The organism is Actinomyces bouchesdurhonensis (assembly GCF_963540955.1).
GTDB lineage: Bacteria > Actinomycetota > Actinomycetes > Actinomycetales > Actinomycetaceae > Pauljensenia > Pauljensenia bouchesdurhonensis.
This window is the reverse complement of record NZ_CAUTSL010000005.1, coordinates 19,707-45,481: the sequence shown is the minus strand read 5'-3', so window position 1 is coordinate 45,481 and position 25,775 is coordinate 19,707. Positions and strand designations below refer to the sequence as shown.

Annotated in this window: 26 protein-coding genes; 23 read left to right on the top strand and 3 right to left on the bottom strand. The window is 63.4% G+C overall.

From position 1 onward, the window contains the following. Positions 1-45: 45 nt before the first annotated feature. The 3 genes from RYL44_RS01770 (at position 46) to RYL44_RS01760 (ending at position 3,743) form a co-directional block, all read left to right on the top strand. Positions 46-858: a lysophospholipid acyltransferase family protein gene (locus RYL44_RS01770; RefSeq protein WP_314770035.1), complete on the top strand. Its 813-nt coding sequence runs from the start codon at positions 46-48 to the stop codon at positions 856-858. Between the two features lie 214 nt (positions 859-1,072). Further along, positions 1,073-2,290 carry a pyrophosphate--fructose-6-phosphate 1-phosphotransferase gene (locus RYL44_RS01765; RefSeq protein WP_314974886.1) on the top strand — a complete coding sequence of 406 codons (1,218 nt, stop codon included), beginning with the start codon at positions 1,073-1,075 and terminating at the stop codon, positions 2,288-2,290. A gap of 10 nt (positions 2,291-2,300) precedes the next feature. Further along, positions 2,301-3,743 carry a class II 3-deoxy-7-phosphoheptulonate synthase gene (locus RYL44_RS01760; protein ID WP_314974885.1) on the top strand — a complete coding sequence of 481 codons (1,443 nt, stop codon included), beginning with the start codon at positions 2,301-2,303 and terminating at the stop codon, positions 3,741-3,743. Positions 3,744-3,841: 98 nt separating this feature from the next. Here the strand turns inward: RYL44_RS01760 and pknB are convergent, their stop codons facing one another. Continuing rightward, positions 3,842-5,785 carry a Stk1 family PASTA domain-containing Ser/Thr kinase gene (gene pknB / locus RYL44_RS01755; RefSeq protein WP_314770028.1) on the bottom strand — a complete coding sequence of 648 codons (1,944 nt, stop codon included), beginning with the start codon at positions 5,783-5,785 and terminating at the stop codon, positions 3,842-3,844. 83 nt (positions 5,786-5,868) lie between these two features. On the opposite strand from pknB, the gene RYL44_RS01750 reads away from it, so the two are divergent. After that, a complete protein-coding gene (locus RYL44_RS01750; protein ID WP_314974884.1) occupies positions 5,869-6,222 on the top strand; it encodes an Rv2175c family DNA-binding protein in 354 nt (117 codons plus the stop codon). A 23-nt stretch (positions 6,223-6,245) separates the two neighbouring features. On the opposite strand, the gene RYL44_RS01745 is transcribed toward RYL44_RS01750, so the two are convergent. After that, positions 6,246-7,349 carry a polyprenyl synthetase family protein gene (locus RYL44_RS01745; RefSeq protein WP_314974883.1) on the bottom strand — a complete coding sequence of 368 codons (1,104 nt, stop codon included), beginning with the start codon at positions 7,347-7,349 and terminating at the stop codon, positions 6,246-6,248. A gap of 103 nt (positions 7,350-7,452) precedes the next feature. On the opposite strand from RYL44_RS01745, the gene RYL44_RS01740 reads away from it, so the two are divergent. From RYL44_RS01740 to RYL44_RS01660, 17 genes are all read left to right on the top strand, one after another. Beyond that, on the top strand, positions 7,453-9,000 hold the full coding sequence (locus tag RYL44_RS01740; protein ID WP_276739078.1) for an RNA polymerase sigma factor: 1,548 nt from the start codon (positions 7,453-7,455) through the stop codon (positions 8,998-9,000). A 126-nt stretch (positions 9,001-9,126) separates the two neighbouring features. Then, positions 9,127-9,498 (top strand): ABC transporter, encoded by a 372-nt coding sequence (locus tag RYL44_RS01735; protein WP_276739080.1) that lies wholly within the window; start codon positions 9,127-9,129, stop codon positions 9,496-9,498. A 58-nt stretch (positions 9,499-9,556) separates the two neighbouring features. Next, positions 9,557-10,807 carry a signal recognition particle-docking protein FtsY gene (gene ftsY / locus RYL44_RS01730; protein ID WP_314974882.1) on the top strand — a complete coding sequence of 417 codons (1,251 nt, stop codon included), beginning with the start codon at positions 9,557-9,559 and terminating at the stop codon, positions 10,805-10,807. A gap of 97 nt (positions 10,808-10,904) precedes the next feature. Continuing rightward, positions 10,905-12,479: a signal recognition particle protein gene (gene ffh, locus RYL44_RS01725; RefSeq protein ID WP_276739084.1), complete on the top strand. Its 1,575-nt coding sequence runs from the start codon at positions 10,905-10,907 to the stop codon at positions 12,477-12,479. Between the two features lie 4 nt (positions 12,480-12,483). After that, on the top strand, positions 12,484-13,590 hold the full coding sequence (locus tag RYL44_RS01720) for an amidohydrolase family protein (protein ID WP_276739086.1): 1,107 nt from the start codon (positions 12,484-12,486) through the stop codon (positions 13,588-13,590). Positions 13,591-13,810: 220 nt separating this feature from the next. Further along, positions 13,811-14,269 (top strand): 30S ribosomal protein S16, encoded by a 459-nt coding sequence (rpsP, locus tag RYL44_RS01715; protein ID WP_276739088.1) that lies wholly within the window; start codon positions 13,811-13,813, stop codon positions 14,267-14,269. Between the two features lie 2 nt (positions 14,270-14,271). Continuing rightward, the gene (locus RYL44_RS01710; RefSeq protein ID WP_003792828.1) at positions 14,272-14,511 is read left to right on the top strand and encodes an RNA-binding protein; all 240 of its coding nucleotides are present in this window, start codon (positions 14,272-14,274) and stop codon (positions 14,509-14,511) included. 89 nt (positions 14,512-14,600) lie between these two features. Then, on the top strand, positions 14,601-15,113 hold the full coding sequence (gene rimM, locus RYL44_RS01705; protein ID WP_314768286.1) for a ribosome maturation factor RimM: 513 nt from the start codon (positions 14,601-14,603) through the stop codon (positions 15,111-15,113). A 1-nt stretch (position 15,114) separates the two neighbouring features. Then, complete coding sequence (gene trmD / locus RYL44_RS01700; protein ID WP_314768294.1) at positions 15,115-16,488, top strand: tRNA (guanosine(37)-N1)-methyltransferase TrmD; 1,374 nt, start codon at positions 15,115-15,117, stop codon at positions 16,486-16,488. Positions 16,489-16,641: 153 nt separating this feature from the next. Continuing rightward, complete coding sequence (gene rplS / locus RYL44_RS01695; RefSeq protein WP_009059185.1) at positions 16,642-16,998, top strand: 50S ribosomal protein L19; 357 nt, start codon at positions 16,642-16,644, stop codon at positions 16,996-16,998. A gap of 109 nt (positions 16,999-17,107) precedes the next feature. After that, positions 17,108-17,854, top strand: a complete 747-nt coding sequence (gene lepB / locus RYL44_RS01690; protein WP_276739098.1) for a signal peptidase I — start codon at positions 17,108-17,110, stop codon at positions 17,852-17,854. Further along, entirely contained in the window at positions 17,851-18,522 is a 672-nt protein-coding gene (locus RYL44_RS01685; RefSeq protein WP_073983197.1) for a ribonuclease HII, read from the top strand. Before lepB ends, RYL44_RS01685 begins: the two co-directional genes overlap by 4 nt. Before the next feature lie 54 nt (positions 18,523-18,576). Then, positions 18,577-18,876, top strand: coding sequence for a DUF2469 domain-containing protein (locus tag RYL44_RS01680; RefSeq protein ID WP_021611788.1), 300 nt, complete (start codon positions 18,577-18,579; stop codon positions 18,874-18,876). A gap of 140 nt (positions 18,877-19,016) precedes the next feature. Next, complete coding sequence (locus tag RYL44_RS01675; RefSeq protein ID WP_276739100.1) at positions 19,017-19,457, top strand: YraN family protein; 441 nt, start codon at positions 19,017-19,019, stop codon at positions 19,455-19,457. Next, entirely contained in the window at positions 19,454-21,001 is a 1,548-nt protein-coding gene (locus RYL44_RS01670) for a YifB family Mg chelatase-like AAA ATPase (RefSeq protein ID WP_276739102.1), read from the top strand. The genes RYL44_RS01675 and RYL44_RS01670 overlap by 4 nt, the downstream gene beginning before the upstream one ends. Next, entirely contained in the window at positions 20,991-22,160 is a 1,170-nt protein-coding gene (gene dprA, locus RYL44_RS01665) for a DNA-processing protein DprA (RefSeq protein ID WP_276739104.1), read from the top strand. Before RYL44_RS01670 ends, dprA begins: the two co-directional genes overlap by 11 nt. Positions 22,161-22,164: 4 nt before the next feature. Next, positions 22,165-23,076: a tyrosine recombinase XerC gene (locus RYL44_RS01660; protein ID WP_314974881.1), complete on the top strand. Its 912-nt coding sequence runs from the start codon at positions 22,165-22,167 to the stop codon at positions 23,074-23,076. 14 nt (positions 23,077-23,090) lie between these two features. On the opposite strand, the gene RYL44_RS01655 is transcribed toward RYL44_RS01660, so the two are convergent. After that, the gene (locus RYL44_RS01655; RefSeq protein ID WP_314974880.1) at positions 23,091-23,522 is read right to left on the bottom strand and encodes a M23 family metallopeptidase; all 432 of its coding nucleotides are present in this window, start codon (positions 23,520-23,522) and stop codon (positions 23,091-23,093) included. 505 nt (positions 23,523-24,027) lie between these two features. On the opposite strand from RYL44_RS01655, the gene rpsB reads away from it, so the two are divergent. After that, complete coding sequence (gene rpsB / locus RYL44_RS01650; protein ID WP_073983202.1) at positions 24,028-24,858, top strand: 30S ribosomal protein S2; 831 nt, start codon at positions 24,028-24,030, stop codon at positions 24,856-24,858. 25 nt (positions 24,859-24,883) lie between these two features. Further along, on the top strand, positions 24,884-25,711 hold the full coding sequence (gene tsf, locus RYL44_RS01645; RefSeq protein WP_073983203.1) for a translation elongation factor Ts: 828 nt from the start codon (positions 24,884-24,886) through the stop codon (positions 25,709-25,711). The last annotated feature ends 64 nt before the right edge of the window (positions 25,712-25,775 follow it).

The window sequence follows — 25,775 nt, the reverse complement described above, 5'->3', positions numbered from 1 at the left end:
ATTCCAACGCGCGCCCGCGCGCCCGCTAACAATCGAGGAGTCACAGTGGCGTTCTATCAGGCACTCAAGGCTACCGGCAGCCCGATCCTGAAGGCTGCGTATCACCCATGGATTCGCGGCAAGGAAAATATTCCCGCGCAAGGTGCTGCGATCCTGGCCTCCAACCATAACGCTGTGTGGGATTCCGTGTTCCTGCCGATGATGCTCGACCGTGAGGTCGTCTTCATGGGAAAGGCCGACTACTTCACCGGCACGGGCGTTAAGGGGTGGATGACGAAGGAATTCATGCGCGCGGTGGGTACCATCCCCGTGGATCGCAGCGGTGGTCGTGCCTCTGAGGCTGCGCTCAACGCCGGACTCAAACGGTTGCGCTCCGGGGAACTGTTCGGCATCTACCCCGAGGGCACGCGCAGCCCAGACGGGCGCCTCTACCGCGGCAAGACCGGCGTGGCCCGACTGGCTCTTCTGTCTGGCGCTCCCGTTATTCCTGTCGCCATGATCGGCACTCACGCTGCACAGCCGATCGGTCAGAAGATTCCATCACGCACCAACATCGGCATGGTGATTGGCGAGCCCCTCGATTTCTCGCGCTATAAGGGCCTGCACAAGGACCGCTACGTGCTGCGCGCGATCACCGACGAGATCATGTACAACCTGATGCTCCTGTCCGGCCAGGAGTACGTCGACCTGTACGCCGCCGACGTCAAAGCACAGCTGGCAGCCGAGGGCGCCTTCGAGGGGCCGGTTCCCTCCAACGGTCGCCCCGCGCCCGGCGGACGCACAGCTCCCGACGTACCCGTGCCGACCGCTCCCGAGGAGGAGAGCGTCAAGGAGGACAAGGGCGCCGACAAGGAGTAATCGGCTCGGATTCAACGCGGCGGTTGGTGGCGCGCATCGGTGTTTCGTGGGACGGGCGTCCTTGGCGAAAGGCGATGTGGGCCGGGTAGAATGAACTGTGCCCTGCGCACGCGCGCGCCCGTGCACTAGGCAGCCCCATTGGGCAGCCAGGGTGACGCGGGCAGCGCATGAATGCGCGGGGCCGTCCCCAACCAACCTGAGAAAGGTGACATTCATGTCGGTCCGTCGTGTTGCCCTGCTGACCGCAGGTGGCTTCGCCCCGTGCCTGTCCTCCGCCGTCGGTGGACTCATCGAGCGCTACAACGAAATTGATCCCACCGTTGAGATCATCGCCTACCAGAACGGCTACCACGGTCTGCTCACCGGCAACTACGTGCTGGTGGACGAGGAAGCGCGCAAGCACGCCGCCGTCCTGCACCGCTTCGGCGGCTCGCCGATCGGTAACTCCCGCGTCAAGCTGACGAACAAGAAGAACCTCGTCGAGCGCGGCCTCGTGTCTGAGGATGAAGATCCGCTGCAGAAGGCCGCCGAGCAGCTGCGCGCCGACGGCGTCGACGTCCTGCACACGATCGGTGGTGACGACACCAACACGACGGCCGCCGACCTGGCCGCCTACCTGGAGGAACACGACTACCACCTCACCGTCGTGGGTCTGCCTAAGACGATCGACAACGACGTTGTGCCGATCCGCCAGTCCCTGGGCGCGTGGACCGCCGCTGAAGAGGTTTCGGAATACTCCCAGAACGTCATCGGTGAGCATCGCTCCAACCCCCGCATGCTCATCATCCACGAGATCATGGGCCGCCACTGCGGTTGGCTGACCGCCGCGGGTTCGCTGCGCTATCATGAGTGGCTCAAGACCCAGGAGTGGGTGCCCTCGATCGGCCTGACCAAGGAGCGTTGGGACATCCACGCCATCTTCGTGCCCGAGATGAAGATCGACCTGGACGCCGAGGCGAAGCGCCTGAAGGCGATCATGGACGAGCAGGGCAACGTTAACATCTTCCTGTCCGAGGGCGCCGGCGTCCCCGAGATCATTGCGGAGATCGAGGCTGCCGGTGGCGAGGTTCAGCGTGATCCCTTCGGCCACGTCAAGCTCGACACGATCAACCCCGGCCAGTGGTTCGCCAAGCAGTTCGCCGAGAGAATCAACGCTGAGAAGGTCATGGTTCAAAAGTCCGGTTACTTCTCGCGTTCCTCGCGCGCGAACGCCGACGACCTGCGACTCATCAAGTCGATGACGGACCTGGCCGTCGAGTGCGCGTTCAAGGGCGAGTCTGGCGTCATCGGTCACGACGAAGAGGACAACGATCGTCTGAAGGCCATTGCGTTCCCGCGTATCGCAGGTGGCAAGCCTTTCGACGTCTCGGCTCAGTGGTTCCTCGAGATGATGGCCGAAATTGGTCAGAGCGTCGAGCCGGCTGGCGAGTGAGTCGCTTCGCGTGATTCCTTCTATTACTCCTGGACGTGGCGGCGAGCCTGTGCGTAAGCCTTACTCCCGCCGCGTCCCCGAGCGTTTGTGGTCGCCCGAGTCCGGGGAGCGCGCTCCCTGGGACACGTGGCGCGGCCTGGACGCTGCCCAGCAACCTTCGTATGCGGATGCCGAGTCCGTATCCGAGGTGACGGCTCAGCTTCGCTGCCAGCCGCCTCTCGTGTTCGCGGGCGAGGTCGATGACCTGCGCACGTGGATGGGGGCCGCGTCGCGCGGCGAGGCTTTCGTCCTGATGGGGGGAGACTGCGCCGAGACGTTCGCAGAGGCGACGGCCGATCACGTGCGTTTGAAGATCCAGACGCTGCTGCAGATGGCTGTTGTGCTGACCTACGGTGCTTCGCTGCCCGTCGTAAAGGTGGGGCGCATCGCCGGCCAATACGCCAAGCCGCGTTCCTCCGACGTAGAGACGCGAGACGGCGTGACGCTGCCGAGCTATCGCGGTGACGCCGTGAATTCGTTCGAGTTCACCCCCGAGGCACGCGAGCCCGACCCGCAGCGTCTCCTCGCTCTGTACAACCATGCGGCCTCGACGCTTAACTTGATTCGCGCCTTCACGAAAGGTGGCTACGCGGACCTGCGTCAGGTGCACCGCTGGAACCAGGGTTTCATGTCGAATCCGGCGTACGCTCGTTATGAGTCGTTGGCCGCAGACATTCATCGGGCCATTAAGTTCATGGGTGCGGCGGGCGTTGATTTTGAGACGTTGCGCGATGTGGATCTGTTTTCGTCGCACGAGGCTCTGCTCTTGGAGTATGAGTCGGCGATGACGCGCATCGATTCGCGCACGGGCGAACCCTACAACACGTCCGCTCACTTCCTGTGGGTGGGGGAGCGGACGCGTGAGGAGGAGGGTGCTCACATCGAGTTGCTCTCACGCGTGCGTAACCCGATTGGGGTCAAGCTGGGTCCGTCGACGACGCGCGATCAGATGCTCTCGCTCATCGACCGGCTGAATCCGGATGGTGAGGATGGGCGCCTGTCGTTTATTACCCGAATGGGTGCTGATCGTATTCGTGAGGTTTTGCCGCCACTGCTTGAGGCTGCCCGCGAGGATGGTCGCCCGCTCACGTGGATGACGGATCCGATGCACGGCAACACGATCACGTCGTCGACCGGCTTCAAGACGCGCCGCTTCGAGACGGTCATGGATGAGGTTCGTGGCTTTTTCGAGGCGCATGAGGCAGTGGGCACAGTCCCGGGTGGCCTGCACGTGGAGCTGACGGGTGACGATGTCACCGAAGTGGTCGGCGGGTCGGAGCACATTGACGATGAATCTCTGCGCGATCGCTACGAGACGCTCGTGGATCCGCGGCTGAACCACCAGCAGAGCCTGGAGATGGCCTTCCAGGTCGCCCAGTATCTGGCGAAGGGGTCTGCTTCCAACGAGGGGTGAGTTTTCTACTGCTCATACGCGATCCCGGCCTCGTTTGTGATGAACGAGGCCGGGTTTCGTCAGTGCAGCGTCATCGGTGAGTCGGTGCGCGCGACTCCTCAGACGATTGTGATCGTGACCGTGGATCCTTTTTTGGCCATCGTGCCGCCTGCTGGGTCGGTGGAACGAACGGTTCCAAAGAACCCGCCGAGGATGGCTTCCTCTTTAACGGTAAAACCGGCGGTTTCGAGTCGGTTCTTGGCGTCTTCTCGCTGGAGGCCGACCACATCGGGGACGGCCACTTGTTCGGGACCCTTCGACACGGTGTAGGCGACGGAGTCTCCGCGGTAAAGTGTGGAGCCTTCGCGGGTTTGCTGGGAGATGACTTGGCCGGCAGCAACGGTGTCGGAGTAGGCTTCGGAGGGTGAGGCCACGAGGCCGAGGGCTTCGATCGTGGCTTTGGCTGCGTCGGCGCCGAGTCCGCTCAGGGAGGGAACGGTCAAGGGCTCGCGGCCTTTGGACAGGACAATGTCGACGGTTGAATCGTGTGCGATGGAGGTTCCAGCGCTCACCGACTGGGAGACGACCTGTCCCTGGGGCACGTCCTCGGAGTATGCGTCGGTGACAGAACCGATTCCGAGTCCGGCATCGCTCAGGGTACGCCCCGCCTCGTCCTGGCTCTTGCCAGTGACATCGGGGACGGTCTTCATGTCTACGCCTTTTGATACGTACAGTTGGACAGTTGCTCGCTTGTGCACGGACTGTCCACCTTGCGGGTCGGAGCGGGTAACGGCGCCGCTGGAAACGTCGTCGGAGAACTCTTCTTCGACTTGGGAGGTCAATCCGAGGGCGCCCAGGTCCGTTTGCACGTCGGTGAGGGGACGTCCCGTTGTCTCGGGCATTGTCAGGTAGGAGCCGGGACCGTATTCGGTCCACCACCAGCGCCCGCCGATGCCAGCGACGATGAGGAGCAGAGTGACGAGCGCGATCCAGGTGAGCGCACGGCGGCGACTCTTCATGGCGGTCCTGGGCGCAGGCGGGGGCGGGGGAGCGGATGTGTGAACTGTCGCGATGGTTCGTGACGCGGGCACCGGCAGCGGCCTCGTGAATTGGGAGGATAAAACCTCGGTGTTGAGTGCGCTTGTCTGGGCACCATCCTGCGTGTTCTTCATTGCGATGTCGGCGCGTCGGTTGCTCAGTTCAGAGGGAATGGCTGCGGCTGCGCGCGTTACAAGGTCGATAGCCTCGGATGCGTCAGCTGGGCGATTCGCTGGGTTGCGCGCTGTGAGAGCGGCGACGAGGTCGTCGATTTCTCGGGGAATCCACGGTTGGGCGGTTGATGGGCTGGGCACGTCGTCGGAGACGTGATGGGTGGCGATCTGCAGGGGAGTCTCGCCTGCCCACGGCACGGAACCCGTGAGCATCTCATAGAGCATGATGCCCACGGAATAGATGTCGGAGCGTGCATCCGCCTCAGTCGTTGTCGCGATCTCGGGGGCGATGTAGGCGACGGTGCCCAGCATGTTGCCTGTGGACGACATCGATACCTCCGAGGCGGCCCGGGCCAGACCAAAGTCGGTGACCTTCGCGGGTCCATCGGAGGGAACGAGGATGTTTTCAGGCTTGATGTCGCGGTGGATGACACCGACGCGGTGGGCGGCGCGCAGCGCCTCGAGCGTGTCGGTCGTATAGCGCAGCGCCTGGGGGATCGTGAACGCTCCTTGTGCGCGCAGAAGCTGACGTAGGTTGGTACCGTCGATGAGTTCCATGACGAGGAACCCCTGGCCGGTGACGACGCCCTGGTCGAAGACGGAGACCACCCCCGGGTGGACGATGCGAGCGGCGGCGCGTGCTTCACGGCGGAATCGTTCGACGAAGGCATCGGAGTCCGCCAGGTGTGGGTGCATGACCTTGAGGGCAACGGGGCGGTCAAGGCGTTCGTCTTGCGCGATGTACACGGTGGCCATTCCTCCGCGGGCGAGCCTGCGGGTGACCCGGTAGCGTTCGTCGACCAAGAGCCCGATCAGTGGATCAGTTTGGTCAAATGTCTTCTCGTCGCTCACTTGTTTGATTCTATGGGAGTTTTCGGCAAATCATTGGAGGTGCGTGCATCGGTGCGGCGCCGCGATGGGGTAGTGTTGCGATCATGAGCAGTACTGATATAACCCTGTTGTCTAGCGATGAGGTGTGCCGTTTGCTCGGTATCGAAGAACGACGCCTGAAGCAGCTCCTTCGTGACCGTGTCCTCATTGAGGTACGCGGCGAGGACGGAGAGCGTGGGATTCCCCGCGAGGTCATCGTCAAGGGGCCTAACGGCTGGGAACCTCTGCCTGTGCTGCAGGGCACGCTCACTCTTCTGGCGGACGATGGATTTACGCCTGAGGAGTCTGTCGCCTGGCTTTACGCGATGCAGGACGAACTCGGTGAACGCCCGATCGACGCGATGACGTCTGGACGTCACCATCGGGTTAACCGGATTGCGTCGACGCTGGCGTTCTAGGGGAGTCTTCCTTGCCGGGGCCTCTAGGCGCGCCGAGCGGTGAGGATGTCACACAGCTCTTGCAGCATGATGGCTGCGTCTGCGTCGATGCCACTTGTCTCCAGGGCTTCGCGACCGTCACGGACCAGTCGTGCGATCTCTGCTTCGTGGGCAGCGAGGCCGTTGCGTTCAACAATCTGCTTTGCTTCCTCGATCTGCCCAGCCGAGGCCTCGGCGACCCCGAGCACATCAGTGAGCGCGCGGCGCTCGGTGGGGGAGGACGCTTCCCAGGTGAGGGCCAGTAACGCGGTACGTTTGCCTTCGCGTAGGTCGTCGCCGGCAGGCTTGCCCGTGAGAGCGGGGTCTCCGAAGACGCCTAGGTCGTCGTCACGGAGTTGGAAGGCCAGCCCCCAGGGCGTGAGGATCCTTTCGAGGACCTCGATGAGTCCGAGGGCTTCGCTCAGTGACGCTGCCCCGCAGATTGCTCCGAGAACCGCCGGGTGGACGACGGAATACCGCGCTGACTTGTGGAGTGCGACCTCCAGGGAGTCACAGGTGTTCAGCGCGTCCGTACGCTCCGGATCGAGCGGGGTCTGCTCAGCGACGATGTCGAGGTATTGGCCGAGTGCAACCTCGGCGTGCATGTCGGCGAAACGACGGGTGAATGCCCGCACGGAGTCGCCACGCAGGGCCAGGGCCTGCTCATCCGCCGCATTGACGGCAGCTGAAAAGAGGAAATCACCGACAAGGATGGCCGCGTGATCGCCGAAATCGGTGGGTGAACCAATCCATGCGCTGGATACGTGATGGTCGGCCAAGCGGCGGTGCGGCGTGGGTGCGCCTCGGCGCTCGTCAGCGTGATCAATGATGTCGTCGTGGACGAGAGCACTCGCCTGGTAGAGTTCGAGGGCCGCGGACAGGTGTGGCAGGGAAGCTTGCGTGAGAGGCAGGCCGGATGTCAAAGACCAGCCGACGTGTGCCATGAGCGCACGAAAACGCTTGCCTCCGGATGTTGAGGCCACCACCGCCTCGGCGAAATTCGTTGAGCGTTGCGTGGTTCCCACGCGGGTGAGGAGGCTGGCCAGCGCGGTGGTTGTGGCCTCGTCGATGTGGGGACGCAGCATTGAGAAACTCTCGCTCAGACTCATATGGTTACTCTAATGGACGGTTGTGGGCGGGCGCGGCACAGCTGGGAAGATTCACACCTACCGTCAGGAAAACTCGCGGGTAACGCACTAAAATGGGCGTGGTATGCCGATTTGCAATCGGCTCTGTTGTGCATACCCATCAACGAAAGGGACCCGTGTGAGTGCATCGCGCGCTTCGGCAAAGGACTCTGCGACCAGCGAGGAGACCCCGGAGGTGAAGGCCCCCGCGAAGAAGACGACGCGTGTCGCCAAGGCTGCGTCGGCGAAGAGTGGGGCTGCCTCGGGTGCCGAGGACAAGTCGCCTGCCGCCAAGAAGCCCGCTGCGAAGAAGTCCGCTGCGAAGAAGGCTCCCGCGAAGAAGACTGCGCCTCGCAAGAGTACGAAGAAGGCGAGCGGCGCCCCCGAGGAGAAGGCCAACGGGGAGGCTGCAGCCAAGAAGCCGCGCGGACGCAAGAAGAAGGACGTCGAGGTTGTCGAGGAGGTTACGCCTGATCTCGAGACATCCGAGGAGGAATTCGAACCCATCGGCGAAGACCTGGAGGATCCTGATCTTGGCGCCGGCAGCGACGACGAGGAGGTGGTAGAGGCTGAGGAAGAAGCAGAGGAAGAAGACGCCAAGGTTTCTGAAGGGGCGGCGTTGCGTGAACGCACAAACGCGGGTATTCACGTGAAGGGTGGTTTCGTCGTCTCCGACTCTGATGAGACCGACGAACCTGTCCAGCAAGTGACGGTCGCCGGCGCGACCGCCGATCCGGTGAAGGATTACCTGAAGCAGATTGGCAAGGTTTCTTTGCTCAACGCCGAGCAGGAGGTTGACCTGGCCAGGCGTATTGAGGCTGGCCTGTACGCTGAGTACAAGTTGAAGAACCAGGCTGACGAGATGACCAGCCGGAAGCGTCGCGAGCTGCACTTCCTCGCCCAGGACGGCCAGCAGGCGAAGAACCACCTGCTCGAAGCTAACCTGCGTCTGGTCGTGTCGCTAGCCAAGCGCTACACCGGTCGCGGTATGCAGTTCCTGGATCTGATCCAGGAGGGCAACCTGGGCCTTATCCGCGCGGTCGAAAAGTTCGACTACACGAAGGGTTACAAGTTCTCGACTTACGCCACGTGGTGGATTCGCCAGGCGATCACACGCGCGATGGCAGATCAAGCACGAACAATCCGTATCCCCGTGCACATGGTCGAGGTCATCAACAAGCTCGCCCGCGTCCAACGCCAGATGCTGCAGGACTTGGGCCGCGAGCCGACGCCTGAAGAGCTGGCCAAGGAACTCGACATGACCGCTGAGAAGGTCGTGGAGGTTCAAAAGTACGGTCGCGAACCCATCTCGCTTCACACGCCTCTGGGCGAGGATGGTGACTCAGAATTCGGTGACCTTATCGAGGATTCCGAAGCTATCGTGCCTGCTGATGCCGTGTCTTTCACGCTGCTTCAGGAGCAGCTCCACCACGTGCTTGACACACTGTCCGAACGTGAGGCGGGGGTTGTTTCAATGCGTTTCGGTCTTGGGGACGGCCAGCCTAAGACCCTCGACGAGATCGGCAAGGTCTACGGTGTTACGCGTGAGCGCATCCGTCAGATTGAATCCAAGACCATGTCGAAGCTGCGTCACCCCTCGCGTTCGCAGGTGCTTCGAGACTATCTCGACTGACCGTACCTCATACGCCACGCACGGGCCGGGACCATCGCGTTCCCGGCCCGTGACATTATTGTCACAATGCGGTCAGTATCGGGTGGCACTCTCGCCGCTGAGCGTGCGGTAGGGCAGGATGAAGACATGCTTGAGGGTGCACTGATTCTTGTCGTGACTGTCGTCCTTGTTCTCGTCGTTGCGGGTGGTGTCGTTGCCGCGCTCGCACTGTCGAGGCGCAGTGCCGACGATTGGAAGGGGGTCATTAGGCGTGAGGGCGAAGAGCTGAAGGAGGACGTCAAGAGCCATTCCCTGCCCAAGCGCGCCTCTGGCTCGGGTGACGGACCCGTGACACCGCGCACTGCTTCTTTGCAATCCCTCCTGCTTAGCGCTGACACTTCCAATGCGTATTTCGATGCCGACCGCCTCCCGGGCGTGGATCGTCTCGAAAACGTTACCGAGCGGATGAGCGGTCGCTTCGACCGAGGGCGTAAGGGAGGCCACGCGGAGGGGCGTTAAGGAACCACGAACTCACTGCCTCTTTCATCCGAATGTGTCCATGGGGGATAATGACCCCATGGACGCATTTGTTTCATTCCTTCACACGCCGTGGGCGGTTGTCGTCGCTGTGGTGTTCGCTGTGCTTATCGGCGTGGTTATTCGCCTCGCCGTCAGCGCCCGACGCCCTTCCACCGACGACGTAACCATCACGGTTGAGTCCCGGGTGTCCGCCCAAGGCGAGAGCCCAACGCCTATCGAATCTGAGGAGGAGCCAGCCGAGCAGCCGCGCGCTGGCCCGACCGCTGAAAACGCGAGTCCGGTCGCCGAGGAAGATGAGAGCCCGGTCGCCGAAGAAGAAGCTGCGCAGGAGCCAAGTGTCGAGCGCCCCGAACCTGTGCGTTCGCGCATGCAGCGCCTGCGCGAACGGCTTGCCTCGTCCGGTTCCCTGGGCCGCGCCATCCTTGGAGTACTCAGTCGTGGTCAGCTCAGCGCCGCCGATTGGGAGGAGATTGAAGAATCCCTCCTGATCGCCGACCTCGGCCTCGAGGCCACTGATTCCCTCATGGAGGCCCTCAAGCGTCGCGTCGCCGTCGAGTCCACGAGCGACGAGGCACGCATCCGCGAGATCCTGCGTGAGGAACTCCTGGCCCTCGTCGGTCCCGACATGGATCGTTCCCTCGACCTGACCCGTCCAGAGGCCGATGATGTCACCAAGCCCGCCGTCGTCCTGATGGTCGGTGTTAACGGTACCGGCAAGACCACGACCGTGGGCAAGCTTGCCCGCATTCTTGTCGCGGAGGACAAGACCGTTCTTCTGGGCGCCGCTGACACTTTCCGCGCGGCCGCCGCCGATCAGCTCGCCACCTGGGGTGAGCGCGTGGGTGTCGACGTCGTCAGGAGTGATCGTGAGGGTGCCGACCCGGCATCCGTCGCCTTCGAGGCCGTGCGCGAGGGAATCTCGCGCGATGTGGACGTCGTCCTCGTCGACACCGCGGGCCGCCTGCAGAACAAGTCGACCCTGATGGACGAGCTCGGCAAGATCAAGCGCGTTATGGAAAAGCAAGCGCCCGTCTGCGAGGTCCTCCTCGTCTTGGACGCCACCACCGGCCAGAATGGTATGAAGCAGGCCGAAGTTTTCGCGGAGGCGACCGGCGTGACCGGCATCGTCTTGACGAAGCTTGATGGCTCCGCAAAGGGAGGTATCGTCGTCTCGGTTCAGCGTGCCCTGGGTGTTCCCGTGAAGTTTGTCGGTCTCGGTGAAGGCGCAGATGATCTGGCCCCCTTCGATCCGCAAGGCTTCGTTGACGCGATCGTGGGCAACGCCTAGAGTCCCTTCCATGCTGCTCTCCTCGGCCCCGGTCCTACGACCGGGGCCGAGGTGCGCTACTCTGGCCTTGTACTGTCGCCATCTTGGGAGAGATCACGTGTTTGGAAACCTGTCAGATCGCCTGACCCAATCCTTCCGCACCCTGCGCAGCCGCGGGGTCCTGACCGAGTCGGACGTCGACAAGGCGATTTCCGACATTCGTCGCGCCCTGATCGATGCGGATGTCGCCCTCCCTGTCGTTCGCCAGTTCACGTCCCAGGTGCGCGAGAAGGCTTACGGCGCGGCTCGCTCGAAGGCCTTGAACCCCGGCCAGCAGGTCGTTTCTATTGTTCATGACGAACTCGTGGAGATTCTGGGCGGTGCGACTCGTGAGCTCTCCTTTGCTGACTCCGGTCCGACTGTTTTTATGCTCGCCGGCCTCCAGGGTGCCGGTAAGACGACGCTCGCTGGAAAGCTTGGCAAATGGCTGCGTGAGGAAGGTAAGACTGTCCTGCTCGTGGCCTCCGATCTTCAGCGTCCGAACGCTGTCCAGCAGCTCCAGGTTGTCGGCGGGCGCGCCGGGGTCAAGGTGTGGGCCCCTGAGCCGGGTAACGGAGTCGGCAATCCCGTTGAGGTCGCCCGCTCGGGTGTCGAGTTTGCCCGCCAGAGCGGCATCAGTGTCGTCATCGTTGATACGGCTGGTCGGCTGGGCGTCGACCAGGAGATGATGGGCCAGGCGATCGCGATCCGTGATGCGGTGAAACCGCACGAGATTATGTTCGTCCTAGACGCAATGGTGGGCCAAGACGCCGTTTCGACGTCCACAGCCTTTCGTGACGGTGTCGGTTTCACTGGAGTCGTGCTGTCCAAGCTGGACGGTGACGCGCGAGGTGGCGCAGCGTTATCCGTGCGCGGCGTCACAGGGGCGCCTATCCTCTTCGCCTCCACGGGTGAGGGCCTTGACGACTTCGAGCGTTTCCACCCGGACCGCATGGCCGGGCGGATCCTCGACATGGGTGACATTCTCACCCTCATTGAGCAGGCCGAAAAGAAGATGGATGCCGAGGAAGCCGAGAAGGTCGCCGCTAAGGCACTGGCCGGTGAGCTGACCCTCGCAGACTTCCTCAGTCAACTCCAGCAGATCAAGAAGCTGGGTTCCATGAAGAAGATGCTCGGCATGATCCCGGGGGCTGCGCAGTTGCGCGACCAGATCGAGAACTTCGACGAGCGCGAGGTTGATCGCGTCGAGGCCATTGTTCGTTCGATGACTCCCGCGGAGCGTGAGGACGTTTCTATCCTTAACGGTTCGCGCCGTGCACGTATCGCCCGAGGCTCCGGTACGACCGTCGCTGAGGTCAACCAGCTCGTCCAACGCTTCGAGGCTGCGCGCGACATGATGGGCCAGATGGGTGCTGGCGTGCCTGGCATGGGTGCTCTTCCTGGGCGCGGCGGCAAGGCCAAACAGAAGGCGAATGCTCGCAAGGCGCAGGCTCAGCGTGCGCGCGTGAAGAAGAAGGCTCGTTCCGGTAATCCGGCGAAGCGCCGCCAGCAAGAACTCGAGGCGATGCTACCCCCGTCGGAACGCAACGCCGCTCAGGGGTCCTCGTTTGGCGCACCGACTGGGGTCCCCGCTCCGCGTCCGACTTTTGACGATCTGCCCGACGACGTCAAGCGAATGCTTGGGCGGCTCTGATCGTATGCTCGTCAGCGGCGTGTGCCTGTGGGCCGATGATGCGTCTGTTCGCCCGCAGTGGGTGAAGGGTACGTGGTCCGTCTCCAATGGGATTATTCGGCGGGTATGCGCCGAGGGGGACACTCGCGGGCAGTGTTCGTGCTTTATCGTCCCTGGATTGGTCGATGCTCACTGTCACGTCGGGTATTCCAAGGATGGTCCGGTCGACGCCGACGAGATGGTGCGTCAGGCTCGGGCTACAGTAGCCAGTGGCGTCACCCTCGTGCGCGACTGTGGCGTGCCTGTCGATAATTCTTGCGTCGCTTCTCTGGTTGGACCTCGGCTGATCCGCTGTGGGCGTCACGTCGCTCGTCCGAAGCGCTACATGCGGGGGTTGCCCGTCGATGTCGGGGAACAACGCGAGCTACCTGCTGTCCTGTCCGACATGGCGGCGCGCTCGGATGGGTGGGTCAAAATTGTCGGCGACTGGATTGATCGCTCGGATGGCGTGGAGGCGGACCTCATGCCCCTGTGGGATCCGTCAATTCTTCGCGAGGCTGTGGCCGCCGTTCACGAGGCCGGGGCTCGCATCGCGGTCCATGCTTTCTCTCACCGCGTCATCGACTCGCTTATTGAGGCTGGGGTCGATGACATTGAACACGGCAGCGGTATTGACGCTGACCAGGCCGCCGAGATCGCTAAGCGTTGCATCGCCGTGACGCCGACGCTTCGCCAGGTGGAGCTTTTCGCGGATTTTGCTGCCCAGGCGGGCACCAAGTACCCCGTGTATGCCGCCACGATGCGGGCTATGTATGAGCGGCGTCGCGAGCACTTTTTAATGCTCCTCGACCAGGGCGTCCTCCTGCTCCAAGGTACAGATTCGGGAGGTTACCAGGAGCATGGGTCGATCGCGGGCGAGCTTGACCTGTGGAAGCGATGGGGAGCAACCTCTCAGGCCGTCATCGATGCGTCCACGTGGATCAGCCAGCGCTACCTGGGGGGGCCGGGTCTCGTTGAGGGAGGGGAAGCCGACCTGCTGATTCTCGACGAGGATCCGCGCACCGATCCTCTTGCGCTCGCTCGCCCAACCGACGTCTACGTCGGGGGAGTTCTCGCTTGGCAGCGTCCCTGACTCACATCATCGTAGTGATTGATCTAACCGTATCGCTGGGGGGAGAGTCAGGGGTCCATGTGGGAATTCGGCCCAATCTGTGGCATAATCGCTAGCTGTACCCGACGGTTCGTAGACCCTCTCACTGCGTATCGTCGTGTCCCGGTCCGATGCGACCCCTGTGTTTCCCACCTTGGGACGCGAAGGTCCACACCAATTCTGAAATGGAGAGACCACACAAGTGGCAGTTCGAATTCGCCTGAAGCGCGTGGGTAAGATCCACGCCGCCCAGTACCGTGTTGTCGTCGTCGATTCCCGCAAGAAGCGTGACGGCCGCGTCATCGAAGAGGTCGGCTACTACGATCCTCAGCCCAACCCGTCGATCATCCGCATCGACTCTGAGCGCGCCCAGTACTGGCTCGGTGTCGGCGCTCAGCCCTCCGACCAGGTCCGCAACCTGTTGGTCCTGACCGGTGACATCGCCAAGTTCAACGGCAAGGCCGACGCGGTTTCCCGCGTGGAGGTCTCCGAGGCTGACAAGGCCGCCCAGGCCGAGCAAGCCGTCAAGGACGCCGAGGCTGCGGCTGAGAAGTCCAAGGCCGCCGCTTCCGCGAAGAAAGCCGAGGAAGAGGCCGCTGCTGCCGCAGCCGCCGCCGAGGCCGAGAAGGCTTCCGAAGAGGCCGCCGGAGAGGATGCCTGAGCATGCTCGCCGACGCGTTGGAGCACCTGGTCAGCGGCATCGTTGACCACCCCGAAGATGTCGAGGTGACCCCTCGTTCGATGCGACGCGGTCAGCTCCTGGAGGTTCGCGTGAACCCCGAGGATCTGGGTCGAGTCATCGGGCGTGGCGGTCGGACGGCTCGCGCGCTGCGCACCGTCATGGGTGCGCTGTCGACGCGCGGCACAGTCCGAGTCGACGTCGTCGACACGGATCGCGAGTAAGACTCGCACACGTCACGAAGGGGTCCGGCGATGCCGGACCCCTTCGTTGTATCCTTCGGACAGATCCCAGTTCATGATGAGGAGATCCCATGCAGCTCACAGCCGCTATCGTCGGCCCCGCCCACGGTCTGCGCGGCGAGGTCATTCTCGACGTTCGCAGCGACGACCCGGAGATTTTGACACCGGGTGCGCGCCTGGACGTCGCGGGACGCGGTGCCGTGGTGACGGTCCGATCCATCCGCGTCCACAAGGATCGCGTCCTGGCATCTTTCGAGGAGTGCGTGTCGCGCGAGGATGCTGAAGCGTTGCGTGGCGCTCGACTGCTCGTTGAGGAGCATGAGGAGGAGGGCGCCTGGTATCCGCATCAGCTCAAGGGTCTTGCAGCCCGCGCACCGAGTGGTGAGGCGCTCGGTACCGTCAGTGGCTTGACCCCCGGTGCCGCCCAGGACCTGTTGCTCGTCACGACTGAGGCTGGCACCGTCATGGTTCCCTTCGTCACTCAGCTTGTGCCGACTGTCGACGTGGAGGGTGGTTTCGTCGTCATTGACGCGCCTCCAGGCTTGTTCGATGACCAGGCCGTATCTGAGCGGGACGGCAAGTAGCGTGCGTTTTGATCTCATCTCCATTTTCCCCGACTATTTCGCGCCCTTGACCCTCTCCCTCATGGGCAAGGCGAAGGACGTCGGCCTCGTGACCCTCGCTGCCCATGACCTGCGGCAGTGGGCTACCGGTAAGCACCGCAGCGTCGACGACACTCCCTATGGTGGTGGCGCCGGCATGGTCATGCGCGCGGACGTGTGGGCGTGTGCCCTCGATGAGGTGCTCGCCATCTCGCTGCGCGCCGGTGACGAGGACGCCGCCCCGGCCTCGTCCCGGCGTATTCTCGCGATCCCGACTCCGTCGGGCACACCGCTCACCCAGCCTTTGGTCGAGGACCTGGCTCGCGCCGATCAGATTATCGTCGCGTGCGGGCGTTATGAGGGGATCGATGCGCGCGTTGCCGAGCACTATCGGGGAGTGGGTATCGAGGTGTTGGAGTTCTCCATCGGCGACTACGTGCTCAACGGTGGTGAGGTGGCTGCAATGGTTCTCGCTGAGGCAGTCGCGCGCCTCCTCGACGGATTCATGGGCAACCCGGACTCTCTTGTTGAGGAATCCTACTCGGGCGCAGGTCTGCTCGAATACCCCGTGTTTACAAAGCCCCGGGAGTTCCGTTCCCGCCCGGTCCCCGAGGTCCTGTTGGGAGGCAACCATGCGGCCATCGAGCGCTGGCGGCGAGACCGAGCCATCGAGAAGACCGCGGCTGTTCGCCCGGACCTGGCGCTGGAGCTTCGCGCCGACTCGCTCGGACGTGAGGACCGCGCGGCCCTGGCCGCCTGCGGCGTCGCCTACCCGCGTGAGGGCAGCGCGCGTCCGGTGTCGATTCGCCAGGGCGAACCCGGCGACGCCGCACAGCTCAGCGCTCTCGCCTCGCGTACCTTCCCCGAGGCGTGCCCGCCCGAGCTGCCGCGCGCAGCTATCGACGCGTTCATTGCCGCCGAACTCGGGCCGGATATGTTCGACGCCATGCTCGCTGACCCGACGCGCCACAGGATCCTCGTCGCGCAGATCGACGCCCACCTCGTCGGCTACACCCTCACCATCGTCGGCAAGGACGCCATCCCACCCGAACTCGTTCGCCCCGGAAAGGTCGAGGCGGACGCCGCCTACCTGTCGAAGTGCTACGTCGACGCGCCGTGGCGGGGCAGCGGCATCGCCGACGCCCTCGTGGAGGCGGCAGCGAGCGACGCCGCCCACTGTGGGCACGCCTCCCTCGCGCTCGGGACGAACCGCGCCAACAAGAAAGCCCAGGCTTTCTATAAGCGCCACGGCTTCCGCAGATGCTCCACCAGGACCTTCGACGTCGGTGGCGTCCTCAACCACGACATCGTCATGGTGCGTGATCTCACCCCGACGGGCGGCGCAACGCTCCCCTGAACAAGGGGTCGCGTGGGATAATTATCAAGATTGTGCGCGGTTGATCCTGCCGCAGGGGGACACCGAGGCGCACGATCGGACGACCGAATGAGCGGGCACAGGCTCGCCCAACCAGGCGCCCCCGACCTGCGGCGAAGGCGTCAAGGAGAAAAAATGCAGAAGCTGGACGCCGTTGATGCGGCTTCGCTGCGCGATGACATCCCGCCGTTCCGCGCGGGCGACACCCTCAAGGTGCACGTGAAGGTTATCGAAGGCAACCGCTCCCGTATCCAGGTCTTCCAGGGTGTCGTGATCGCTCGTCGCGGTCACGGCGTGTCCTCCACGTTCACCATCCGCAAGGTTTCCTTCGGCGTGGGCGTCGAGCGTACCTTCCCGGTTCACGCCCCCACGATCGACCACATCGAGGTCGTCACCAAGGGCGACGTGCGCCGCGCCAAGCTCTACTACCTGCGTGAGCGTCACGGCAAGGCCGCGAAGATCAAGGAGCACCGCTCCGGCAAGGCCGAGTGAGGCCAGCGGCCACGCGCCTTGGCATTTTTCACGGAAAGGCCCGACACCGCGCGCCGGTGTCGGGCCTCGCCGTATCCTTGGAACGTTGACGAATTCAGGAGGAGGACGCATGAGCCCGACCGCAGGAACCGAGCTCGGACCGGTGCATGCTCCCTCGTTACGCGATCGTGAACGCGCCGAAGCGCGCGCCCGGCGTAACCCCCTGGTATGGCTGCGCGAAATCCTGATGATCATCGTCGTCGCACTGGTGATTTCCTCCCTCCTGCGCGCCTTCGTTGTCCAGGTTTTCTGGATTCCCTCTCCCTCGATGCGCAACACGCTGGTCGAGGATGATCGCATCGCCGTGTCTCGCGTGGACGCGTTGCGCTCTAATATTCATCGCGGCGATGTCGTCGTTTTCGACGACACACTCGGATGGCTCGGAACGACGTCGGTTACCTCGCCGTCGGCGGCGCGCAGACTCGGGGAGTTCACGGGCTTTGTGCCCGGCGGCGGCGAACAGACCCTTGTCAAACGCGTCATCGGTGTCGGAGGTGATCGCGTTACCTGCGAGAGCACGAGCGGCAAAGTGAGCGTCAACGGGGTCGAAATCAACGAACCCTACGTCGCCAATGGGCAAAGTCCGTGCGGCGAACGATCATTCGACATCACGGTTCCGGAGGGACACCTGTGGGTCATGGGCGATAACCGTTCAAACTCCGCGGATTCGCGCTATCATATGGGCGAGGGGCAGTCGCCTTACGTGCCCGTGTCCTCGGTCGTGGGTACCGTCCAGGCAGTGATCTGGCCAATCTCGCGCTGGTCGAGTGACGTCGGGCATCCGGAGGTGTTCTCCTCCGTCCCCGACCCATCATGATTACAGCCTCACGCGATCTTGAACTCTCCCTCGCGAAGCGGTGGGGAGTCGTCGCCGGCATGGACGAAGTGGGACGCGGCGCCCTAGCCGGCCCCGTCGCCGTCGGTGTCGCCCTCATCGGTGCAGATGCGCCGCCCGTACCCGAGGGACTCACCGATTCCAAGGCACTGACCGCGCGCAGACGCGAGAGCCTCGTCAAGCCCATCCAGGCCTGGGTGCTAGCGTCGTTCGTCGGCTACGCGTCCCCACAGGAAATCGATCAATGGGGGATTATCGCTGCCCTGCGCCTCGCCGGACGACGTGCCCTGGCTGAGGTCGCCAGCCACGGCCTCGTCCCCGGAGGCGTCCTATTGGATGGATCACACGATTGGCTCAGTGCCCCCGTTGATCTATTCGGGACACTCGACGGTCCGGATGACCCTTTCGGCGTTGACCTGCCCGTGCACATGCAGGTCAAAGCTGACCTAACGTGCGCGGTCGTCGCCGCCGCCTCGGTTCTCGCTAAGGTTTCGCGTGATCGCCTCATGAGTGAGGTTGAGGACCCCGGATACGGGTGGGCCTCCAACAAAGGATACGGTTCGGCCGCGCATGCACGTGCCATCGCGCACCTGGGTGTCAGCGATTTTCATCGCCGCTCGTGGAAGATGCCGACAAACCCCACAAAGTAGGGCGCGCCGGGTCAGCTCGGCGAGATGCAGCGACGCGCCCGGCATGATGGGTCCGTGAGCGAAGAAATCGAAGGTTACGAAAACAACCTGGAGCTGGAGCTTTTCAAGGAGTACCGGGACGTCATCGGCTTGTTTAAGTTCGTCGTGGAAACTGAGAGGCGCTTCTACCTGTGCAACCACGTCGATGTCCAAGCAAGACCGGTAGGAGGGGACGTGTTTTTTGAACTCACGCTCACCGACGCCTGGGTCTGGGACATCTATCGCTCGTCGCGTTTCGTGCGTTCGGTACGAGTCATCACCTACAAGGATGTCAACGTCGAAGAGCTGTCAAAACCCGAGCTTGACATCCCCTGACTCTCCATATCCACAGGCCCGCCGTTGCTGCGGGCCTATCCACAGCCACTATTGTTCGCCGCCCCCTATCCACAGGGGGCGGTTTCCGCGTTGAAGGGCCGTCTATCCCCGATGCAGTGTTGTGGTGGAGGTGAGAGAACATGGAATACTCAACACGGCCCGATCGGAAGGTCTTGGGCGCGGCCGGGGAGTATACGGCACGCCTCATGATCGAAGAGGCTGGACTGCGGGTTCTGGAATGCAATTGGCGCGATGGAAGACGAGGTGAACTCGACATCATCGCACTTGACGACACTGACTCGGCTCAAGCGTGGACGGTGATAGTTGAGGTGCGCACCCGGGTGGGACGGGGGAAGGGCAGCGCGTTAGCCTCAGTCGATCCACGTAAAGTCGCTCGTCTTCGTGCGCTCACTGGAGCGTGGTGTCGGCAACGAGGCCATCTCGGGTCTCGGGTCCGCATCGACGTTGTCGCCTTGACCCTTAACGCGCGGGCACTGCGCGACTGGCCGACAGCACCGGGATCCGGCGTGGACCTGCGCACACGTGGGGCACATACCTTATGGCTGCGAGGCGTGCAATGAACGGGCCGGGTCTTGCCCGCACCTACTCAATCAGTGTCGTCGGCATCGAAGGGCACCTGGTTGATGTCGAAACCTACGCGGGGGCGGGGCTTGTGGCCTTTACACTCGTGGGCCTGCTGGACACGTCGGTTCGTGAGGCTCGCGATCGAGTGCGCGCGTCTTTCGAATCGTGTGGCCTGGACGTGCTGGATCAACGCATCACCGTCAATCTCTCTCCAGCTGGCATCCCCAAATCCGGATCGGGCTTTGACCTGGCCATCGCTTCGTCCATCGCGCTGGCCACTGGCTTGGTTTCTCCGCTGGCCTTCGAGGACAGTGTGATCATCGGTGAACTCGCACTGGACGGCAGCATTCAAGCCGTCCGCGGGGTGCTACCCGCTGTGCTCGCCGCCCGCTCACGCGGGGTACGCCGCGTCATTGTCCCAGCCTCATGCGCCAGCGAAGCAAATCTTGTTACCGGTATCGAAGTCATCAGCTTTTCGCACCTGGCCGATCTGATCTCCTGGGGTGGGGGACAAGCGCTCAAAGCTCCGTTCCGCGGACGAATGGGAACGCGCAAGGTCGTTCGCTCTGTGGATGCGCAGCCTCCGCTCGACATGGCGGATGTACGTGGACAACCAGAGGCTGTCGCAGCAATGGAAGTCGCGGCAGCGGGGGGCCATCACGTCTTCCTCCTCGGAGAACCCGGCTCTGGCAAGACGATGCTGGCCTCGCGCCTTCCCACGATCCTGCCGAACCTTGACCCGGACACCGCACTGGTGACCACCTCCCTGCATTCCGTTGCAGGGCTAGTACCAGCTGGTGTCGGTCTGGTCACACACCCGCCCTTCCAAGCCCCCCATCATTCCGTCACCATGGCGGCCCTCATCGGCGGAGGATCGCGCACGCTCACGCCGGGCGCAGCCTCGCTGGCCCACGGCGGAATCCTCTTCCTCGACGAAGCCGCGGAGTTCGCTCCCTCGGTCCTCGATTCCCTGCGTGAACCCCTCGAGACGGGGGTCGTCAACCTGCATCGCTCAGGAATCCACACGCGCTACCCCGCCTCGTTTCAACTGGTAATGGCCTCAAACCCGTGCCCGTGTGGAGGACGCAAGGGCGGCCGACGATGTACGTGTTCCTCCATTGCAAAGAGGCGATACATGGCGCGCCTATCCGGCCCACTGCTCGATCGCATGGACATCCGTATCGACGTGCACACTCCGACGCGAGCCGATATGGCAGTAGGCACAGTGCACGATTCTGCCGCCATTAAAGGCCGTGTCTGTGAGGCGCGTGAACGCTCGCGGCATCGTCTTGCCGCGACTCCGTGGGTCTGCAACGCGCAGCTGCCAGGCGCGTGGATCAGGCGTCACAGCGGCATCGATGCGGGCCTGGTGGCCTACCTTGACCGACTCGTTGATGCCGGAGAGTCGTCGATGCGCGGCATTGACCGCATGCTGCGCCTGGCATGGACGCTGGCTGACTTAGAAGGCACCCGCCGCCCAACACTCGACCATATCGTTGCAGCGCAACAGCTGCGGAACGGACACGATCATGACACATGACGCTCACACATGGGAGGCCGCCTGGTGGTCTGCCGTGGCCGAACCAGCCGAAAACTCAGCACGTGTCGTGCGCACTCTGCTCGGAGACCGTGCGGGACGCGAATGGCTCCAGAACGATTGGAAAGGCGTGCCCCGCGAATTGAACGCCTACGGACACGTTGACTGGCACCACCAATGGGGTCGGTGGCGCGAGCGAGCATTGTCGGTCGATGCCGACCGCGACCTTGCGCGCATCGAGCGCGTCGGCGGTTCCCTGATCACCCCCTCCGATCCTCGGTGGCCTTCGCAGCTGTCGTGCCTCGGAGACAACGAACCTCTCGGCCTGTGGGTGCTCGGAACCCTACCTGAAAGCGCCCGGAGTGACGGACATGTGTCGATCGTCGGCGCTCGCGCCTCGACAGGAGCGGGGGGCAGGTGCGCGCGCAACATTGCCTACCACCTGGCGCGCGTCGGCTACACCGTCGTATCGGGAGGAGCTATTGGTATCGACATCGAAGCACACCGCGGCGCGCTTGCGGGTGGCGGTGCGACGGTGTGCATCCTGGCCGGTGGTGTCCTCAACCCTTACCCGGCGAGTCACACGGAGGACTTCCGCGCGATGATCGCGGGCGGAGGGGCGCTCATCTCCGAGGTGTCTCCCACGGCCAGACCCGCGAAGTGGCGTTTCCTCACTCGTAACAGGCTTATCGCGGCCTGGAGTGCCGCAACGATCGTTGTCGAGGCCGGGGCACGATCAGGTGCTCTCGCAACGGCACGCTGGGCAATGGTTAGTGGACGCGAGCTGGGAGCCGTTCCAGGGGCCGTCGATGCCCCCATGTCGGTGGGATGCCTCGAGCTGGCGCGTAACGGCGCGACGATCATTCGTGACGGGAAAGACGCCGCGGAACTGGCCGGTCCCATTTCGGTCGATAGCGAGACACCTCTGTTTGGTATGCCGGTTGAGGAGGACCGCGGAATCAGCGCGCTGGCTTCCATTCCGCGTCGCGTGTGGGAGGCACTGCCTCGTAGTTCGCCGGCTGACGTGGCGGCGATTTGCGTGTCCGCGGGACTCGAACGAGGCGAAGTTAATCGCGCCCTGATGGACCTGTCAGTGGCCGGACTTGTCACGAGTTCGACCCGTGGGTGGGCACGCAGACCGGGACCTGACACCGTAGGATGAGCGCATGAGTGAGTCCGTTGGCGATCAGTGGGGGAGATACTTGCGCCTGAGCCGTCGGATGAGCGAGCATACCGTGGACGCCTATCTGGGGGACCTGCGTTCGCTCCTGGAATTCCTCGGGCTTAGCCCGGATGCGTCGGTCGTTCAGCTTCGAGCAGTGCTCACGCAGCGTCGCATCCGTTCGTGGCTAGCAGACACGCTGACCAGAGGGGGTGCCCGCTCAACGATCGCTCGCCACACTGCTGCCATCCGTAATTTCACAGCGTGGGCGGTGCGGGAGGAAATCCTGGCCAACGACCCTGCGGCGGCGCTCACGAGTGCGCGTGCCGACCAGCGTCTGCCGGTGCCTCTCGACGAATCGGACGCGCGCGCCCTCATTAATACGGCACGCGACGAAGCACTCGGTGGCAGCCCTGCCAAAATACGAAGCTGGGCGATCCTCGAGCTAACCTACGCGTGCGGACTTCGTGTCTCCGAGGTGTGTGCCCTTGACGTGTCCTCACTGAACCGTGATGCGCTGACAGTGCGCGTCCTTGGGAAGGGGAACAAGGAACGGGTGGTGCCCTACGGTCCTCCAGCGGCTCGGGCGCTTGATCACTGGCTCGTGCGCGGTCGGCCTCAGCTCATGGGGGATACCAGTGGTAACGCGTTGTTCTTAGGAGACCGAGGGGGGCGCATCGATCCGCGTGTCATACGCACAATGGTCCACAAAATGGCCGCTAGAGCGGGCGTGCACGACATTGCTCCGCATGGGCTGAGGCATTCCACGGCGACTCACCTCCTCCAGGGAGGGGCTGATCTGCGTGCCGTTCAGGAAATGCTGGGGCATGCGTCGCTGTCGACAACCCAGCGGTACACGCACGTCGACACCGCCAGGCTGAGCGCAATCTACCAGCGCGCTCATCCGCGCGCCTGAGGCGTCCGCTGGCTCTACCCGTCCCAGGGGAGGAGCCGAGGTCTTGTCACCGTCAGGCGGATCGGATCGACGTACGTTTTCGGCCCGATTTTCGCTCCCCAGTGCAGAGTTTCCGATTCCTCCTCGACGAGGCCGATCTGCGAGCCCTTCGTGACGGTATCTCCGACGTTTACGCTCGGCGTTACCGGAAGATATGTCGACCAAATGGTGCGCCCGCGCACATCGTGCTGGATCGAGACGACCCAGTGTCCGCCCACTTGGCCCGCAAACGTTACCGTGCCGGAATCACACGCGTGCACGGGTGAGCCGCCCGGATATGCCAGGGTGACGCCGCGCCTACCTGGCAACCAATCGTGGACGGGCGCAGCGAAGGAGGACACAACGGGAACGGGTGAGCCGCTCGGCCACTGCCAGCGCTCACCACGGCGCGCAGATCGGGCGGGCATGCACACGACAAGCAAGAGACAGCACGACACACATGCGGCGAGGACAGCGCTCAGCCGACGGTGGTAACAACGTAATGAACTCATCTCTTCACTCTGCGTTCGCCACCAGGCCGAATCCACCCGAACGAGTAAGCCTGTGCACAGGCTGCGACAGGTCCGGGTCCCTGTGGATAGCGGTCAATGCCCACTTCCGACTGTGCATGACGGAGACAACCAACCCACGCCTCGTTCATCGACGTGAAAGTCAGCACACTCACACCCCTCCCGTGATCAGACAACGAGTGCCTGTGCGGTAACATTGTTGGGCACTTGCCTTGTGCAGGTGACTTCGCGTGCCATTTATCGCTGTCCGCACGAAACCGAGAAGGCAGCGAGGCGTGGCGGCTTCGGTCCCTTCGGGGATGGTCGCTGGTCATGGCACCAGGGTGCGCCAAGCGCACAGAAAACCGATAAACCCGGGGGAGACCCCACTGATCACTCGCGACTTGCGGGGAAAGGACGAACCATGGCGATCGTTACCATGCGTCAGCTCCTCGAGTCCGGTGTCCACTTCGGTCACCAGACTCGCCGTTGGAACCCGAAGATGAAGCGCTTCATCCTCACCGAGCGCAACGGCATCTACATCATCGACCTGCAGCAGACCATTGCTGACATCGACATTGCTTTCGACTTCGTGAAGCAGACTGTCGCCCACGGTGGCACCCTGCTCTTCGTCGGCACCAAGAAGCAGGCCCAGGAAGCCGTGGCCGAGCAGGCCCAGCGCGTCGGCATGCCCTACGTGAACCACCGTTGGCTCGGCGGCATGCTCACCAACTTCTCGACTGTTGCCACCCGTCTGCAGCGCCTGAAGGAACTCGAGCAGATCGACTTCGACGACGTGGCCTCCTCCGGTCACACCAAGAAGGAACTGCTCATGATGCGCCGCGAGAAGGACAAGCTCTCGCGCACGCTCGGCGGCATCCGCGACATGACCAAGGTTCCCTCGGCGGTGTGGATTGTCGACCCCAAGAAGGAACACCTCGCGGTTTCTGAGGCTCGCAAGCTGCGCATCCCGATCGTCGCTATCCTCGACACCAACGCTGATCCGGACGAGGTCGATTACCGTATCCCCGGCAACGACGACGCCATCCGCGCCGTTTCCCTGCTGACCCGCGTGGTCGCCGACGCCGTCGCCGAGGGCCTCATCGCCCGTTCCGACGTGCGCAAAGGCAAGGGCGAAGAGACCGCCGCTGAGCCGCTGGCCGAGTGGGAGCGCGAGCTCCTCGAGGGCGAGATTCAGGCTGACGAAGCTGTCGCCGCCGAGGTCGCCGAAGAGTCGGCCACCAAGCAGGACTGAAGTTTTTACTGAGAGGAATCATCCGATGGCGAATTTCACCGCTGCAGATGTGAAGGCGCTGCGTGAGCAGACCGGCGCCGGCATGATGGATGTCAAGAAGGCTCTGACCGAGGCTGACGGCGACGCCGAGAAGGCTCTCGAGATCATCCGCCTGAAGGGCCTGAAGTCCCTGTCCAAGCGCGAGGGCCGCCAGGCCTCCGCCGGCCTGCTGGCCGCTCAGACCGACGGCACCGTCGGCGTGCTGGTCGAGGTCAACTCCGAGACCGACTTCGTCGCCAAGAACCAGAAGTTCATTGACTTCTCCAACGAGGTCCTGGCCGCCGCGGTCGCTTCCGGTGCCGCCGACCTGGACGCGCTGCTCGCCGCACCCATGGGTGAGGGCACCGTCAAGGATCGCCTGGACGCCTTCGCCGCCGTTATCGGCGAGAAGCTGCAGGTTGGCCGTATCGTGCGCGTTGAGGGCGAGAACGTCGACCTCTACCTGCACCAGACGAACCCCGACCTGCCCCCGCAGGTTGGCGTCTTCGTCGTCACCGATGCCGCTGGCAAGTCCGTTGCGCACGACATCGCGATGCACGTCGCTGCCTACATGCCCGCGTACCTTGACCGCGATTCGGTTCCGGCCGACGTGCTCGACAAGGAGCGCGCCACCCTCGAGAAGATCACGCTTGAGGAAGGCAAGCCCGCCAACATCGTTCCCAAGATCGTTCAGGGGCGCCTGAACGCGTTCTTCAAGGACAACTGCCTTGTCGACCAGGCTTTCGCGCGTGACCCTTCAAAGTCCGTCGGCCAGGTCCTGAAGGAGGCCGGTGCAACGGTGACCAACTTCGTGCGCGTGCACGTTGGCGCCTGATATGAGTCTCTCGTCAGCTTGCTGACAGTTGGAAGCGGCTCCGCCTAACGGCGGGGCCGCTTCC